This window comes from Parasphingomonas frigoris (assembly GCF_036663815.1).
GTDB lineage: Bacteria > Pseudomonadota > Alphaproteobacteria > Sphingomonadales > Sphingomonadaceae > Sphingomonas.
The window spans coordinates 1,028,859-1,045,604 of record NZ_JAXOJQ010000001.1; the positions used below are offsets into that span (position 1 = coordinate 1,028,859).

The 16,746-nt window shown below is 68.6% G+C and carries 10 protein-coding genes; 7 read left to right on the plus strand and 3 right to left on the minus strand.

The window, feature by feature from the left end:
- Positions 1-67 precede the first annotated feature (67 nt).
- Genes U1872_RS04740 through U1872_RS04750 form a run of 3 tightly spaced genes read left to right on the plus strand, consistent with a single transcriptional unit; the run spans position 68 to position 4,958 of the window.
- Positions 68-2,635, plus strand: a complete 2,568-nt coding sequence (locus U1872_RS04740; protein WP_332791832.1) for a TonB-dependent receptor — start codon at positions 68-70, stop codon at positions 2,633-2,635.
- 57 nt (positions 2,636-2,692) lie between these two features.
- Positions 2,693-3,574, plus strand: a complete 882-nt coding sequence (locus tag U1872_RS04745) for an ImmA/IrrE family metallo-endopeptidase (protein WP_332791700.1) — start codon at positions 2,693-2,695, stop codon at positions 3,572-3,574.
- Positions 3,575-3,599: 25 nt separating this feature from the next.
- Positions 3,600-4,958: an MFS transporter gene (locus tag U1872_RS04750; protein ID WP_332791701.1), complete on the plus strand. Its 1,359-nt coding sequence runs from the start codon at positions 3,600-3,602 to the stop codon at positions 4,956-4,958.
- A 3-nt stretch (positions 4,959-4,961) separates the two neighbouring features.
- On the opposite strand, the gene bglX is transcribed toward U1872_RS04750, so the two are convergent.
- On the minus strand, positions 4,962-7,256 hold the full coding sequence (bglX, locus tag U1872_RS04755) for a beta-glucosidase BglX (RefSeq protein ID WP_332791702.1): 2,295 nt from the start codon (positions 7,254-7,256) through the stop codon (positions 4,962-4,964).
- Positions 7,257-7,445: 189 nt separating this feature from the next.
- Here bglX and U1872_RS04760 point away from each other — a divergent pair, with 189 nt between their 5' ends.
- The 4 genes from U1872_RS04760 (at position 7,446) to U1872_RS04775 (ending at position 16,007) form a co-directional block, all read left to right on the plus strand.
- Entirely contained in the window at positions 7,446-8,468 is a 1,023-nt protein-coding gene (locus U1872_RS04760; protein ID WP_332791703.1) for a LacI family DNA-binding transcriptional regulator, read from the plus strand.
- Between the two features lie 2 nt (positions 8,469-8,470).
- On the plus strand, positions 8,471-11,407 hold the full coding sequence (locus U1872_RS04765; RefSeq protein ID WP_503654099.1) for a TonB-dependent receptor: 2,937 nt from the start codon (positions 8,471-8,473) through the stop codon (positions 11,405-11,407).
- 83 nt (positions 11,408-11,490) lie between these two features.
- The gene (locus tag U1872_RS04770; protein WP_332791705.1) at positions 11,491-12,918 is read left to right on the plus strand and encodes a glucoamylase family protein; all 1,428 of its coding nucleotides are present in this window, start codon (positions 11,491-11,493) and stop codon (positions 12,916-12,918) included.
- Positions 12,915-16,007: a discoidin domain-containing protein gene (locus U1872_RS04775; protein WP_332791706.1), complete on the plus strand. Its 3,093-nt coding sequence runs from the start codon at positions 12,915-12,917 to the stop codon at positions 16,005-16,007. Before U1872_RS04770 ends, U1872_RS04775 begins: the two co-directional genes overlap by 4 nt.
- Here U1872_RS04775 and U1872_RS04780 read toward each other — a convergent pair.
- Positions 15,994-16,161 carry a hypothetical protein gene (locus tag U1872_RS04780; RefSeq protein ID WP_332791707.1) on the minus strand — a complete coding sequence of 56 codons (168 nt, stop codon included), beginning with the start codon at positions 16,159-16,161 and terminating at the stop codon, positions 15,994-15,996. The two genes, U1872_RS04775 and U1872_RS04780, sit on opposite strands and share 14 nt — an antisense overlap.
- Positions 16,158-16,433: a hypothetical protein gene (locus tag U1872_RS04785; RefSeq protein WP_332791708.1), complete on the minus strand. Its 276-nt coding sequence runs from the start codon at positions 16,431-16,433 to the stop codon at positions 16,158-16,160. Before U1872_RS04785 ends, U1872_RS04780 begins: the two co-directional genes overlap by 4 nt.
- Between the last annotated feature and the right edge of the window lie 313 nt (positions 16,434-16,746).

Sequence of the window (16,746 nt, forward strand, 5' to 3'; positions counted from 1 at the left end):
GTTGCAGCGCGCTTGACGGATGCTGCGACCGCGAACACCTTGTTGAAACATAAAGGGGGACGTGGTGATGAAGTCGGTCGGGTATCGAACTGTCGTGCTTGCGCTCTTGTCGTCCGCCGCGCTCGCCGCACCCGCGCTGGCCCAGACCGCGCCGCCCGAGCCCGTCGCCACCCCGAGCGACAATGGCGACATCATCGTCACCGCGACCAAGCGCTCCGAGACGTTGCAGAGCGTGCCGATCAGCGTCCAGGCGCTGTCGACCAAGCGGCTCGACGAACTCAACATCTCGAACTTCGCGCAATATGCGCAGCAATTGCCGTCGGTCTCGTTCCAGGCACTCGGCGGGACGCCGGGCACCAACGTGATCTACATGCGCGGCGTGGCGTCGGGCGGCGACGGCAACCATTCGGGGTCGCTTCCCTCGGTCGGCGTCTATCTCGACGAGCAGCCGGTGACGACGATCGGCGGCAATCTCGACGTCCACATCTACGACATCGCGCGGATCGAGAGCCTGTCGGGGCCGCAGGGCACGCTCTACGGCGCATCGTCGGAAGCGGGCACGATCCGCATCATCACCAACCAGCCCGACCTGACGCACACCTACGGCCGTGCCGACATCGAGGGCAACAAGGTCAGCAAGGGCGGCTATGGCGGCAAGGCGGAGGGGATGATCAACTTCCCGCTTACCCCGTTCGCCGCGTTGCGCGTCGTCGGTTTCTACCAGCGCGACGCGGGCTATATCGACAACGTGCCCGGCACGCGGCAGTTCTGCGGCGGCAGCACCTTCGATGCGGCCGGCAATTGCGTGAAGGACGGCATCACCGTCAACAACGCCGCCTTCGTCAAGAAGGACTATAACGACACCGAGATCGCCGGTGGCCGCGCCGCGCTGAAGGTCGATCTCGACAGCAACTGGACCGTCACGCCGACGGTGATGTACCAGGATACCCGCAGCCACGGCGCCTATGGCTACGACGCCAAGGTCGGCGACCTGCAGGTCCAGCATTTCTACCCCGAATATCGCCGCGACCGCTTCATCCAGGCGGGGCTGACGATCACCGGCAAGATCGGTAATTGGGACCTGACCTATGCCGGCGCCTATCTCGACCGCAAGGCCGCGCAGTCGCAGGATTACACCGACTATGCCGAAGCCTATGACAATCTGTATTCGAAGGCCGGCGGCATAGCGGGCTATTTCTACTTCAAGGACAATGCCGGCAATCCGATCGATTCCCGCCAGCGGATCGTGGCGTCGGACCATTTCAAGAAGATGAGCCAGGAATTGCGCATCGCCAGCCCGTCGGGCGATCGCTTCCGGCTCGTCGCCGGCGCCTTCTATCAGCGCCAGAGCAACGCGATCCACCAGGATTATCAGGTTCCCGGCCTCGCCACGACGCTCTCGGTCAACGGCCATCCCGGCACCTTGTGGCTGACCGAGCAGCATCGCGTCGACAAGGATTATGCGATGTTCGGCGAGGCGAGCTACGACATCACCCCGCAGCTGACCGCGACGGTCGGCGGCCGCGCCTTCATCTACGACAATTCGCTGATCGGATTCTTCGGCTTCGGGCGCGATCCGGCCAATGGCTACAACACGACGCCCTATAATGCCGCGGGCAGCTCGCGCACCGGCGTTGCCGGCTGCTTCACCAACACCGGCACGCGGCTGCGCGACGCGGTCGCGGCGGGCGGATCGACGACACTGTTGCCGGCCGCGGTGGCGGGCGGGCCGTGCACCAATCTGGGCGTCTACAACGGCGCGACCGGCAGCGTCGATCCGGTCACCGCGTCGGGCCAGGGCGCGACCTATCGCTTCAACCTGAGCTGGAAGCCGGCGACCGGCGTCTTGCTTTATGCGACCGCGTCGCGCGGCTTCCGCCCGGGCGGGATCAACCGGCGCGCCGACGTCGCATCCTATGCCGCCGACTTCCTCACCAATTACGAACTGGGCGCAAAGACCACGCTGCTCGGCGGCAAATTGCGGCTCAACGGCGCGATCTACCAGCAGGATTGGGACAAGTTCCAATTCTCCTTCCTCGGTGCGAACAGCTTCACCGAGATCCACAATGGCCCCAATGCCCGCGTCCGCGGGGTCGAGCTGACCAGCAACCTCACGCTCGGGGGTTTGGTACTCAGCGCGGCGGGATCGTATAACGACGCCAAGACGCGCAAGAATCTCTGCCTGATCGACGATCCGACCTACACCTGCGCCGATACCGGCAACGGCAACATCGTCTCGGCGCCGGCGGGTACGCGCCTGCCGATCACGCCGCGCTTCAAGGGGAGCGCGTCGGCGCGCTACACCGTGCCGGTCGGGGTGGCGAAGGCCTATGCGCAGGGCGTCGTGACGCATCAGAGTTCGGCAGCGTCCGACATCCGCACCGCCAGCCTCCTGCCCGGCGGAATCGTCTACAACCCTGCGGCCACGCTGGGGCGGCTCGCCGCCTTCACCACCGCCGACTTCGCGGTCGGCGCGCAGTTCAGCCGTTACAGCATCGAGCTGTTCCTGCAGAATGCGTTCGATACGCGCGGGCAGCTGTCGCGCTTCCAGGAATGCGGCAGCTGCGGCCAGCGGCCGTACATCGTCCCGATCCGGCCGCAGACCATGGGCGTGCGGCTCCACGGCGAGTTCTGAGCGGATAGCTTGGCGGCAGCATCGCGCTGCCGCCACGTCTGCGCTATGAGCGCGCCGATGCAGACCGATCCCCTCCTGCAGGATCTCGCCGCCGCCGCCTCGCCCGAGACATTGGTCGCCGCGATCCTGAAGCACCATCCCGACCTGTCCGCGCCGGTCGACATCGCCGCGCTCGCGCAGCGGATGGGAATCGCCGACCTTCGCGCGTTCGACGCTGACCCCCAGCCCCCCGCCGCCAGCGCGTTGCAGGTCTCCGCCACCGGCGCCGGGACGATCCTGTATGCCGCAACCCTGTCGCCGCAGCGCCGCCGGTTCGCGATCGCGCACCAGCTCGGCCATTTCCTGCTGTCGCACGGCCGAGGCGATCAAAGCTGTACCGCGCGCGATCTTGGCGAGAACCGGCGCGACACGCCGGAGCGCAAGGCCGAGATGCAGGCCAACCGCTTCGCCGCCGGGCTGCTGATGCCCAAGCCGCTGTTCGTGCCGTTCGTCGCCGCGCTCGGCAAGCCGGCGGTCGCGCATCTCCCGACGATCGCCGCCGCCTTCGACGTCACGCAGGAAGCGGCCGCGAGCCGCTACCTCGATCTCTCGCAGGCGATGTGCGCGCTGGTCTTCGTCAAGGACGGCGTGGTGCGCTATGCGCGCGCGTCCCGGGCCTTTCCGCCGCTCGCGATCCGCGTGGGCGCCCCTGCCCCGCCGCTGCCGCCGGCGGTGAGCACGAAGGGCAAGCCGGTGTGGCACCCGGCCGAGCCGCGCGACTGGCTCGAGACATCGCGCGAGACCCGTCCGCCCAAGCTCACCACCCAGCTGCTCGGCAAGGACAGCGGCGTCCGCCTAGTCCTGCTGTTCGTCAATGCCGCCGCCGAACGGCGTGCCGACGAGGAGGCCGAGAAGGCCGCGATCGAGCGCCCGAAATTCGGCGATGGCCGGCGCGGCTAGGCGACGTGCCCATATCGAGCGCCGCATGACGCGACCAAACTCCCTCGAGCGGGACCACCGGCGTCCCGGCGTCGCGCAGTTCGCGCTGTTCGGCGCGGGCGATTTCGCGTGCAATCTCTACTGGCAGAGCGTCTCGCTCTACCTGCTGTTCTTCTACACCGACGTGCTCGGTCTGTCGGCGGCGCTGGCGGGGACGCTCTACATGGCGGGCGCGCTGTGGGACGGGATCGCCGATCTGCTCGTCGGGATTGCCGCGCAGCGCCCCGGTGTGCGCTATCGCCGCTTCATCGCAATCGGCGCGCTGCCGCTCGGCGCGGCGTTCGTGTTGCTCTATGCGACGCCGTCGTTGACGGGCACTGCGCTCGCCGTGGCGATCGGCGCGACGCAGATCCTGTTCCGCACGCTCTATGCCGTGGTCAACGTGCCCTATGCCGCGTGGAGCGCGCGCTTCAGCCCCGACAGCCGCGATCGCACGACGCTCGCCGGGGTGCGGATGCTGTTCGGGACGGCCGCCGCGCTGCTGGTGACGATCGGCACGCCGTGGATCGCGCTGCACGCGACCGGGAGCACGACGCTTCAGCCGGGCTATGCCGCGGCGGCGATCGTCTACGGCGTGGTCGGCACGGGCCTGTTGCTCGCGCTGGTCGCCGGCGTGCGCGAGACACGGCCCGCGCACAGCGTCCGCGCCGATGCACCGATCCTGACGTGCCTGCACGTGCTGCTGCGCAATCGCGCCTTCGTTACGCTCAATCTGGCGGCGATGGTCGCCGGGCTGGCGGCGGCGGTGCTCACGCAGTCGGTGCTCTATTTCTTCAAGCATGTCGCCGCCCAGCCCGCGCAAGGGCCGCAGGCGCTCGCGGCGATGGCGGTCGCCGGGACGATCGCGGTGCCGCTGTGGATGCTCGTCACCCGGCAGATCGGGTTGCGCGCCGCATGGTTCGTCGCGGTGGTCTGGGGGCTTGGCTGCCTGGCTTTGTTCGGCTTCATCGGAGGAGGCATCGCGGCGATCGCTATCCTCGCCTTGCTCCAGGCGGCGTTTACCGGGTTCAACCTGATCTTCTGGTCGATGCTCCCCAACACCGTCGAATATGGCGAAGCCAAGGGCGGGGCGCGGGTCGAGGCGCTCGCGTTCGGGGTCGCCGCGTTGCTGCAGAAGATCGGGCTGGCGGCGGCGGCGGGGCTGCTCGGCCTGTTCTACCGCCACATCGGCTATGTCGCCGGTGCCGCGCAGAGCAGCACGACGATCGCGGGGATCCGCGACCTGATGGTCTATGCCGGATCGGCCGGACTGGTGGCATCGGCGCTGGTGATGCTGGGGAACCCGCTCAAGCGCGGCGTCCATGCCGCGCTGGTCGAGCAACTCGCCACCCGCGCCGACGCCTGATCGTCAGGCCGCGACCAGCGCGAAGCTCCCGCTGACGCCTTCGGCCTGCGCCGAGGGGGCGACCCAGAGACGAAACTGGCCGGGCTCGACGGTCGGCTTGAGCGCCGTGCCGATGAACTGCAGGTCGGCGCGCTTCAGCGCGAACACCACCTCCTGCGACGCCCCCGGTGCGAGCCGGACGCGACGGAACGCCTTCAACTCGCGGACCGGCCGCGTGATGCTCGCGGCGACGTCGTGAATGTAGAGCTGGACGACCTCGTCGGCGGCACGCGTGCCGCTGTTGGTCACCGTCGCGCGCACGGTCAGGTCGCCGTCCCAGCCGAGCGTCGCGGCGCCCAACTGGAGGTTGGAATAGGCGATCTTGCCGTAGGTCAGGCCGTGGCCGAAGGCGAATTGCGCGGCATTGGGCGCCTCGCGATAATGCGCCTTGTATTCGAGTGGGGCACCGGCCGGATTGGGCCGCCCGGTCGACTTGTGCGCATAATGATAGGGCTCCTGCCCGGTCGAGAAGGGGAAGCTGACCGGCAGTCGCGCCGAAGGTGACGCCTGCCCGAACAGGATATCGGCGATCGCCGGTCCCGATTCCGAGCCGAGGAACCACGTCACCAGGATCGCCGGCGCGTCGAGCACCGCGCCCGACAGCACCAGCGCGCGCCCGTTGCGCAGCGCGACCACGATCGGCTTGCCCGTCGCGGCGACCGCGGCGGCGAGCGCCATTTGCGGCGCCGGGATGACGATGTCGTCGCGCGACTGCGCCTCGCCCGACATCTTCTGCCCCTCGCCGATCGCCAGCACGACGATGTCGGCGGCCTGTGCCGCGGCGACCGCCGCCTCGATCCCGCCGGGCAGCGCCTGCTCGATCCCCGAGCCCGCGACTGCGGTCACCAGCGCGGGATCGGCCACCACGCCGCGCACGCCGGTCAGCAGATCGACCGCCTCGCTGTCCGCGCCATAGACATTCCACGGACCGATCAGATCCTGCTGCCCCTGCGCGAACGGCCCGATCAGCGCGATCCGCTTGCCCGAGCGCGGCAGCGGCAGCAGGTCGCCGTCATTCTTGAGCAGCACGATCGAGCGCCGCCCGGCATCGCGCGCCAGCGCGAGATTGGCCTTGGTCCGCACGCGCGTGCGCTCGCGCTTCGCGTCGATCCGGCGGAACGGATCGTCGAACAGGCCGAGCGCGAGCTTGACGCGCAGCACGCGCCGCACCGCCTGGTCGAGCCGCGCCATCGGCACCGCGCCGGACGCGACCAGATCGGGCAGATGGTCGCGATAGAAGTTGCTCTGCATGCTCATGTCGACGCCGGCCATGAAGGCGAGCCGCGTCGCCTCGCGCGCATCGGCGGCGAAGCCGTGCGCGATCAGTTCTTCGTCGCCGGTGTAATCCGACACGACCAGCCCGCCGAAGCCCCATTCCTGACGCAGCACGGTATCGAGCAGCCACGGATTGGCGGTCGCCGGGACGCCCGAAATCTCGTTGAACGACGCCATCGTCGACAGCACGCCGGCATCGAACGCCGCCTGGAACGGCGGGAAATAGACCTCGCGCAAGGTCCGCTCGGACAGGTCGACGCTGTTATAGTCGAGCCCGCTTTCGGCCGCGCCATAGGCCGCGAAATGCTTGGCGCAGGCCATCACCGCATCGTCGGCGGCGAGCCCCTTGCGGCCCTGGAAGCCGCGCACGCGCGCCGCCGCCATCAACCGGCCGAGCAGCACGTCCTCGCCCGCGCCCTCGACGCCGCGGCCCCAGCGCTGGTCGCGCGCGATGTCGACCATCGGCGCGAAGGTCCAGTCGATCCCCGCCGCCGCCGCCTCGACCGCGGCCACCCGCGCGGTGCGCTCGGCGAGATCGGGGTCGAAGCTGCCGGCCTCGCCGAGCGGCACCGGGAAGACGGTGCGGAAGCCGTGGATCACGTCGGCGGCAAAGATCAGCGGGATTTTCAGCCGCGATTCGCGCACCGCGACGGTCTGCATCCGCTGCGCCATGTCAGTGCCATGGCCGTTGAACACGCCGGTGAGATGCCCGTCGCGCACCTCGGCCAATTGCGTGTCGAAGCTCGCGCCGGCCTTGATCGGGTTGAGCGCGTTGGCCGCGCCGCCGGCCCAGGCTGCGGCGTTGAGGGTGAGCTGCCCGGCCTTTTCAACGACCGTCATCTTCGCGAGCAGCGACTCGATCATCGGCGACGCGGCGGCCTGGTCCGCCGCGGCCAGCAAGGCGCGTGCCGGGCTCGCCGCCCAGGCGGTCACGGCACCAGCACCGAGCAGCATCGCGCGCCGTGAAATGGTCGACGAATCCATCGTTTCTACTCCCCATGGCGGCACCTCCGCCGGCGCTGCCCTCTACCGAAACACTCGGTCTTGAACAGCGCTTTTGAATGATGTAACCGGTTACATCAAGCAGGGAGATCGGCAGGGCCACTGTCCCAGTCGGCGGACCGCATTTCGAAGGTCGCTTCGGATGCTCAACGGGAAGGATGTTTTCGACAGATGGCGCAGGCCACGATCCGCGATGTCGCCCGTGAGGCAGACGTGTCGGTCGCGTCGGTGTCGCGCGCGCTGAACGGGCACAGCAATGTCCGACCCGAAATGCGCGAGCATATCGAGACGGTCGCCGCCGCGCTCGGCTACGTGCCGCATGCCGGCGCGCGCAACCTGAGCCTCGCCCGCGCCAACGCGATCGGCGTCGTCCTCCCCGACCTGCACGGCGAGTTCTTTTCCGAGACGCTGCGCGGGATGGATCGCGCCGCGTCCGAGCGCGGGCTGCATCTGCTGCTCTCCAACCTCCAGGACAGCGACCGCGCGGTCACCATGCTCCACACGATGCGCGGCCGGGTCGACGGGCTGATCATCATGGCGCCGCACCTCGACTCCGACCTGCTCTTCGCCGGCCTGCCGCCGAGCATCCCAGCGGTGCTGGTCAATTGCACCGCACCGCGCGGCGACCGGCCGAGCCTGCGCGTCGACAATGCCGCCGGCGCCGCCGCGATGGTCGCGCATCTCGTCGCCAGTGGGCGGCGCCATATCGTCCATTTGTCGGGACCGCTCAGCAACCTCGAGGCGCGCGAGCGCATCGACGGCTATGAGACCGCGATGTGCGGCGCCGGGCTGGTGCCGCAGATCGTCGCGGGCGACTTCATGCAGGAAACTGGCGCCGCGCTCGCTGCGCAGATCCTGCGCGATCATCCACAGGTCGACGCGATCTTCGCCGCCAACGACATGATGGCGATCGGCCTGCTCACCGCGCTGCGCGCCGCCGGGGTCGACGTCCCCGGGCAGGTCGCGATCGCCGGGTTCGACGATATTCCGCTGGCACGGCTGATCTCGCCATCGCTCACCACGATGCGCGTCGACATTGCCGGGATCGGAGCACGGGCGGTTGCCCGGCTGACCGAGGCCATCGCCGGCGCAACAGATCACAGCCTCGAGGTCTCGATACCCGAGCTGATGATACGCGACACAACCGCCAACAGCCCGCGTCAGCCGGGCGTCACGCAGGGAACACCGACATGATCATGCGAACCACCCCCTACCTCCGGCTACTGCTCGCCAGCGCCGCGATCGCCACCACCGGCGTGGCGCTCGCGCCGGCCTCTGCCCAGACGTCGACCGCAGCGATCCGCGGCAAGGTGACCGACGCCGCCGGCTCGGCCGTGGCGGGTGCAACGGTTGCCGCAGTCAGCAGCGACACCAACCAGACGCTGCGCGCGACGACCGACGCAGCGGGTGGTTACGTGCTCAACGGCCTCCGCCCCGGATCCTACCAGGTGACCTTCACCGCAACCAACGGCGACACGTCGACTCAGCTCGTCACCGTCGCGATCGGCCAGACCGCCTCGCTCGACGGCACCGTCGAGGCCGCCGGCGCGACACCCGCGGCGTCGGGCAAGGACATCGTCGTCACCGGTCGCCGCCTGACCGAGACGCGCACCAGCGAAATCGCCACCAACGTCACCCAGCAGCAGATCCGCTCGCTGCCGCAGACCGACCGCAACTTCCTGTCGTTTGCGGCACTTGCGCCGGGCGTGCGCTACAATGACGGCGAGAACAGCAAGGGCATCCAGGCAGGCGCGTCGACCGCCAGCCAGGTCAACGTCTTCATCGACGGCGTCAGCCTCAAGAACAAGCTGAGCGAAGGCGGCATCGCCGGCCAGCAGAACAGCCGCGGCAACCCGTTCGGCCAGCTCGCCGTGCAGGAATTCCGCGTGCTGACGCAGAATTACAAGGCGGAATATGAGCAGGCCGGTTCGGCGATCGTGACCGCGGTGACCAAGTCGGGCACCAACGAGTTCCACGGCGAGGTGTTCGGCCAATATACCGGCAAGGCGCTCAGCGAGACCTCGTTCCTCGACAAGCGCGACGGCAACCGCAAGCCCGATTTCACGCGCAAGCAATATGGCGTTTCGCTCGGCGGGCCGATCATCAAGGACCGGCTGTTCTTCTTCGGCGCCTATGAAGGCAACGACCAGAACCGCGCGCTCAACGTCCGCAGCACCGGCGGAGCGGACGCGATCACCGAGTTCGAGCAGGTTTCGGGCCGCAAGCTGAGCGACTTCCAGGGCGCGTTCATCAGCCCGTTCCGCGGTGATTTCTTCTTCGGCAAGCTGACGCTGACCCCCGATGACCGGCAGACCTTCGACGTGTCGTTCAGCCGTCGCCAGGAAACCGACATCCAAAACTTCGGCGGCAACGTGTCGTACGAAAATGCCGAGAACAAGCGCAACAAGGTCGACACCTATCTGTTCAAGTGGGCGTATAAGGGCGACACGTTCGTCAACGAATTCAACGCCAACTACATCAACTACACGTTCAACCCGACCTCGGTGAACCCCAACCTGCCGACCTACGACTATTCCGGCGTCATCATCTTCGGTGGCAAGGATTCGACGCGGCGCCAGGTCCAGCAAGGCTATACGCTGCGCGACGACTTCACCTATTCCGGCTTCAACGGGCATGCGATCAAGATCGGCGCGCGTGTCGAGATCACCGATATCGTATTCGACAACCAGACCTACGTCCTGCCGCGCTACACCTTCCTGCGCGAGCCGCAGAACAACCTCAACTTCAGCTTCCCGGCAGAAGCGCGCCTCGGCCTGGGCAATGGCCTGATCCAGAGCTCGAACACGCAGGTCGGCCTCTATGCGCAGGACGACTGGAACATCACCAGCCGCCTGCAGCTCAATCTCGGCATTCGCTGGGATTATGAGACCAATGCGGTGAACAACGAGTATCGTACACCGCCGGCCGCCGTCGCGGCGCTGCAGTCGCTGCCGCGAACGTCGTATTTCAACCCCACCGACTATATTTCGACCGGCACCAACCGCAAGCCGTTCGCCGGGGCGGTTGCGCCGCGCGTCGGCTTCTCGTGGGATCTCAAGGGGGATCGCTCGACGGTGATCTTCGGCGGGTTCGGGCGGTATTACGACCGGAACAATTTCAACAACACGGTCGACGAGCTGTCGCGCTCGATCAACCCGATCGGCGTCTTCCGCTTCTCGGCGGACGGGCTGCCGCGCAACGGCCTGCCGACGATCAAGTGGGACCCGTCCTATTCCACCCGCGATGGCCTGCTCGCGCTGCGGGCAAGCTCGACCAGCGCCGGCCTACCCGAGCTGTTCGCGGTCAAGAACAATGCCAAGCCGCCGGTCAACGACCAGATCAGCCTTGGCGTGCGCCAGCGTCTCGGCATCTTCGAGGCCTCGCTCACCGCGTCGTACCAGCGCGGCCGCAATGGCTACACCAACCTGTTCGCCACGCGGAACAACAACGGCCTGGGCGGCTGCTGCAACACCGGCACAGTAGTGCCGCTCGGTTATTCGAACGTCCTGATCGGATATGACGGGCTCGATACGCGCTACAAGGCGCTCTACTTCACGCTCGACAAGAATTACACCAAGGCGTCGGGCTGGGGCTTCAACCTCGCCTACACGCTGTCGAAGGGCGAGCAGAATGGCGGCGACCTGTTCAGCCTCGATAACATCACGCCAGATGCCTATGGCTGGCGCCCGCGCGATGGCGACGAGCGCCACCGGCTCGTCCTGTCGGGGCTGGTCGATCTGCCGCTCGGCTTCCAGTTCGCCACGCTCACCACGCTCGGCAGCGGCCAGGCGTTCCGCGTGACCGACGGCACCAACGGTTCGACCTCGGGCTTCAACGACTTCAGCGCGCGCTATCCGCAGAAGAACTGCCTCGGCGGTGTGTTCGCCTTCTGCGAGGTCAACGTGACGCTGTCGAAGAAAATCCCGATCCTCGGCAAGGATTCGCTCGAGGCTTCGGTCGACGTGTTGAACCTGTTCGCCAACAACAACTTCTCGGGCTTCGACGATTTCTTCAACAACACGATCGACCCCTCGACCGGACGGATCACCGATCCGCTCGATCCGGCCCGGATCGGCAACAACCTGCTGACGCTGCCGCGGCGGATCCAGTTCCGCTTGGGGTATCGCTTCTAACGCTCCCTGCCTTGGCGGACGGCCTCCCCCCACCCCCCATGGGCCGTCCGCCCTTTTTGTTCGCGTACCACGAGGCTTTCCCGATGATCGACCGGCGTCTCTTCCTCGGCTCCGGCGGGCTGGCGCTCGTCGGGTTGGCGGGTGGCAGCTTCGCCGCCACGCCGCGCCGGGCGCGTCGCGTCGTGCGGCGGCCTGCGCCGCAGGATGCGCTGATCGACGACCTCCAGCAGCGCACCTTCCGCTATTTCTGGGACACGACCGATCCGGTGACGGGCCTCGCGCCCGATCGCTGGCCGACGCCGTCCTTCGCCAGCATCGCCGCAACCGGCTTCGCGCTCACCGCTTACCCGATCGGCGTCGCCAATGGCTGGATCAGCCGCGACCAGGCGCGCGTGCGGACGCTGGCGACGCTGCGCTTCTTCGCCACGGCGCCGCAAGGGCCGGCCCCGAGCGGCACCGCCGGCCATAAAGGCTTCTTCTACCATTTCCTCGACATGAAGAGCGGCACCCGCTTCCGCCAGACCGAGCTGTCGACGATCGACACCGCGCTGCTGCTCGGCGGGGTGCTGTTCGCGCAGAGCTGGTTCGACAGCGAGCATCCCGACGAAAAGCAGATCCGCGCCTTTGCCGACCAGATCTATGCGGCGGTCGACTGGAGCTGGTTCACCCCGCGCGCGCCGTTCGTGTCGATGGGCTGGCATCCCGAGAGCGGCTACATCCCGAGCGACTGGAACATCTACAACGAATCGCTGATGATGTACCTGCTCGCGCTGGGATCGCCGACGCACCCGCTCCCGCCCGAGACGTGGAACGCCTGGACCGAACGCTTCGCGCCGTCGTGGAGCGACCGCTGGGGGCAACCGCACCTCGCCTTCCCGCCGCTGTTCGGCCACCAGTACAGCCAGACCTGGGTCGATTTCCGCGGCATCCACGATCGCTTCATCGCGAGCAAGGGGATCGACTATTTCGAGAATAGCCGTCGCGCGACCTATGCGCAGCGCGACTATGCGATCGCCAATACCGGCAAGTTCGCAGCCTACGGTCCGGAAATCTGGGGGCTGACCGCCTGCGACGGGCCCGGCGATTTCAAGGCGACGATCGACGGCGTCGAACGCAGCTTCTACAGTTATTCGGCGCGCGGCCCCGGCGACCGCGACGACGGCACGATCGCGCCGACCGCGGCGCTCGGGTCGATCGCCTTCGCGCCCGAGATCGTGCTCCCAGCCGCCGCGGCGATGCACAAGCGCTACGGCAGCGCGATCTACCAGCGCTACGGCTTCCTCGATTCGTTCAACCCGACGCTCACCACCGCGCGTCCCGAGATCAACCAGGGGCGCGTCGAGCCCGGGATCGGTTGGATCGATCGCGATTATATCGGGATCGACCAGGGGCCGATCCTCGCGATGATCGAAAACCGGCGCAGCGGGCTGATCTGGCGGACGATGCACAGGAACGCACATTTGCGGCGCGGGTTGCAGCGCGCCGGGTTCAGCGGCGGGTGGCTGGCATGATGCTCGCCGCAATGCTGTTGGCGGGCGCCGCGCAGGCGCCGTTGCTCGATGGGTTCGAGACCCCGCAGCCGTGGAGCGCCAATGCTTCGAACGGCGTCGACGCGCAGATCGACAGCGTCCCCGGCGCGACCGGCAAGGCGCTGCGGCTCCGCTACGATTTCCACGCGGTGGCGGGCTACGCCTTCGCGCGCCGCACGCTGCCGATCGACTGGCCGGCCAACTTCGTGCTGCGGCTCAAGATCCGCGGGACCGGCGGGGTCAACGACCTGCAAATCAAGTTCACCGACGCGACCGGCGCGAACGTGTGGTGGGTGCAGCGGCGCAACTTCCGCCCCGTCGGCGAATGGCAGACGCTGGTGCTGCGGCCGCGCGATTTCAGCTTCGCCTGGGGGCCGAGCGCCGACAAGAGCTTGCGCAAGACCGCGGCGATGGAAGTCGTCGTCGTGCGCGGGCGCGACGGTGGCGCGGGCGAGATCGCGATCGACGATCTAAGCTTCGAGCCGCTTGCCGTGGCGGGCCCCCTCCCCGCGCCTCGAGCGAGCGATTCCCGCGTGCTCGACGGCAATCGCGCGACGGCGTGGACCGGACGCGGCGGCCAGGCCGTCACGCTCGATTTCGGCGGGACAAAGGCGCTCGGCGGGCTGGTGTTGCGCTGGATGTCCGGCCAGGGCGCTACGCGCTATGCGATCGAGGGCTCGGACGATGCGCGCCGCTGGCAGACGCTGCGCAGCGTCACCGCTGGCGATGGCGGCACCGACCCGATCGCGCTGCCGCAGGCCGACCTGCGCTATCTGCGCGTCAGCCTCCCGCAGGGGGCACCGCCGGCCGCACTCGCCGAAATCGAGACGCGCCCGCCCGAATATGGCGAGACGCCCAACGCCTTCGTCGCCGCGCTCGCCAAGGATGCGCCGCGCGGCAGCTTCCCGCGCGGTTTCACCGGCGAGCAGCCCTATTGGACGCTGGTCGGTCGCGATACGGGCGGCCATTCCGGGCTGATCGGCGAGGATGGCGCGATCGAAGTGGCCAAGGGCGGCTTCTCGATCGAACCGTTCGTCGTCACCGACGGCACGACCTTCAGCTGGGCCGATGTCACCGCGCAGCAGTCGCTCGAGGACGGCGCCGTGCCGATCCCGCACGTGCGCTGGGATGCGCCGGGCTGGACGCTCGACACCTCGGTCTTTGCCGACCCGCAGGCGCCGCGCCTGCTGGCGCGCTGGCGGGTGACCAACACCGGCAGCACGCGGCGCACGCTGCGGCTGCTGCTCGCGGTGCGGCCGGTGCAGGTCAACGCGCCGACGCAATTCCTCGGCCAGCCCGGCGGGGTCAGCCCGATCGCGCGGATCGCGTGGGACGGCGCGACGCTCGGGGTGACGAGCCCAGCGGCGATTGCCGGCGACCCCGCGCTCACCCGCCGGATCGCGCCACTGCGGCGTCCCGACCTGATCGCCACCGCGCCGTTCGACCAGGGCGCGCTCGCCGTCCGGACCACGCCGGGCGCGCGGCAGGTCGACGACCCGACCGGGCTGGCGTCGGCGACGCTGGGCTACGACCTGACGCTCGAGCCGGGGGCGAGCGCGGACGTGCCGATGGTGCTCCCCGACGGTGCCGCAAGCCCGCCGCTCGACCGCGCCGGCTTCGACCGCATCCATGCCGCCGCGCTGACCCGCTGGCGCAGCCTGCTCGGCGGCGTGACGATCACGGTGCCGACGGCGCAGCAGCCCGTCGCCGACACCGTCAAATCGGCGCTCGCGCAGATCCTGATGAGCCGCACCGGCCCCGCGCTGCAGCCCGGCACGCGCTCGTATGACCGCAGCTGGATCCGCGATGGCGCGATGATGTCGGACACGCTGCTCCGGCTCGGCCTGGTCGAGCCCGCGCGGACCTTCGCCGACTGGTACGGGACCAAGCTGTTCGCCGATGGCAAAGTGCCCTGCTGCGTCGATCCGCGCGGCGCCGACCCCGTGCCCGAAAATGACTCGAACGGCGAGTATATCCACCTCGTCACGCAGCTCTACCGCTTCACCGGCGACCGGGCGGCGCTCGCGCGCGACTGGCCGCGCGTCGATGCGGCACGGCGCTACATGGACCAATTGCGCGCATCCGAACGCGGGTCGGCGAGTGCCCCGATCAGCCGCGGACTGATGCCGCGCTCGATCAGCCACGAAGCCTATTCGGCCGAGCCGCAATACAGCCTGTGGGACGATTTCTGGGCGTTGACCGGCTATCGCGACGCCCATTTCGCCGCGACCGTGCTCGGTCGGCCCGAGGCCGCGAGCATCGCCGCAGGGCGCGACCAGTTCGCCGGTGACATCCACGCCGCGATCGCCGCCTCGACACAGCGCTTCGGGATCGACTTTATCCCCGGCGCGACCAGCCTCGGCGATTTCGACGCGACATCGACCACGATTGCGCTCGACCCCGCGGGCGAACAGGACGCGCTCGATTCCCGGAAGTTGCGACGGACCTTCGAAAAGCAATGGGACCGCGTCGTCGCGCGCACCGCGCCTGGCGCCGACTGGGCCGATTACACGCCGTACGAATTGCGCAACGTCTCCGCCTTCGTCCGGCTCGGCTGGGCCGAGCGGGCCAACCATCTGCTCGATTTCTACATGGCGGCGCGGCGCCCGGCGGCGTGGAACGGCTGGGCCGAGGTGGTCGGCCGCCTGCCGCGCGAACAGCGCTTCATCGGCGACATGCCGCACGCCTGGGTCGCGTCCGACTTCATCCGTGCCGCGCTCGACCTGTTCGCCTACGAGCGGCAGCGCGACCAAGCGCTGGTGCTCGGCGCCGGGCTCACCGAACGCTGGCAAAGCGGCGCAGGCAGCGCGATTCGCGGGTTGCGCACCGCTTATGGTACGCTCGATCTGAGCGTGCGCAGTGACGATCGCGCGCTGACGATCGATATCGCCGGGACGGCGCGGCCGCCGGGCGGATTCGTCCTGCCGTGGGTGTCAGCCGGCCGACCGGGCCCGACGACGATCGACGGTCGCCGCGCGCGCTTCGCCGACGACGGCCTCCACGTCGGCGCGACCGGTCGTCCGATCCGGATCGTCGTCAACCACCAGGCAGCCGCGCTCAAGGTTCGCTGATGCCGCGGTTGCGCGTTAGATCGGAGCGGCGCGCGGTCGGGCGTGCGCGCTGACCGCTGCGGCGGCGCGGGCGCAGGCCGAGCCACAATGCGCCGCCACAGCTGACCGCCCACGACAGCAAGACCAGCGCGGCCAGCGCCAGCGTCGTCATCACGCGTCTCGCCCCGTGTCGCCGCGCGCGGCGCGCACCGATCGCGGATCGGCGACCGGTTCGAACATCTGGCGGCCGACCGCCACCAGGCTCGCGCCGACGCTTCCCGCCGCGACCGCGATCAGCGCGAGCCACAGCTCGACCGTGCCGGGCGGCACCGCCGGATTGCCGCGATGACCCGGCAGGAGCGCGACGCACACCACCGCCAGCGCGACCAACGCGCCCCCGACCAACCGGACCCTGAGGTCATATCCCCGCCACGAACGCTGCTGCATGCTGCCACCTTCCGCCAGCGGCCCTGCCATGCGCGCGCGTAAAGTCTCGCCGCCGATTGCGCGGCGATTGCATAAGCGATCCGTAAAATTGTGCCTCCAGCGCGCTTAGCGCGTGCCCGTCGATCCGGGCGCCGCGAGCTTTGCGTTCGAGGGCCGGGCGAAGATCGGTGTTCCCGCCGCCGACCAGGCGACGCGCCGGAACCGCGGCGCGCGGCGCGTACCATGGCGATCTCTCCTACAGGCGCGATGGCACTTGTATTACTCCGACTTATTGCGCCAGACCCCGTATCGCAATCCTTGCCGTTTGGGCGCA

What these genes read in the sequence shown, in the direction of transcription:
- U1872_RS04740 (WP_332791832.1), top strand. Translation starts at nt 68, where the DNA reads ATGAAGTCGGTCGGGTATCGAACTGTCGTGCTTGCGCTCTTGTCGTCC.
- bglX (WP_332791702.1), bottom strand. Translation starts at nt 7,256, where the DNA reads ATGGATTCGTCGACCATTTCACGGCGCGCGATGCTGCTCGGTGCTGGT.
- U1872_RS04760 (WP_332791703.1), top strand. Translation starts at nt 7,446, where the DNA reads ATGGCGCAGGCCACGATCCGCGATGTCGCCCGTGAGGCAGACGTGTCG.
- U1872_RS04765 (WP_503654099.1), top strand. Translation starts at nt 8,471, where the DNA reads ATGCGAACCACCCCCTACCTCCGGCTACTGCTCGCCAGCGCCGCGATC.
- U1872_RS04750 (WP_332791701.1), top strand. Translation starts at nt 3,600, where the DNA reads ATGACGCGACCAAACTCCCTCGAGCGGGACCACCGGCGTCCCGGCGTC.
- U1872_RS04775 (WP_332791706.1), top strand. Translation starts at nt 12,915, where the DNA reads ATGATGCTCGCCGCAATGCTGTTGGCGGGCGCCGCGCAGGCGCCGTTG.
- U1872_RS04770 (WP_332791705.1), top strand. Translation starts at nt 11,491, where the DNA reads ATGATCGACCGGCGTCTCTTCCTCGGCTCCGGCGGGCTGGCGCTCGTC.
- U1872_RS04785 (WP_332791708.1), bottom strand. Translation starts at nt 16,433, where the DNA reads ATGCAGCAGCGTTCGTGGCGGGGATATGACCTCAGGGTCCGGTTGGTC.
- U1872_RS04745 (WP_332791700.1), top strand. Translation starts at nt 2,693, where the DNA reads ATGCAGACCGATCCCCTCCTGCAGGATCTCGCCGCCGCCGCCTCGCCC.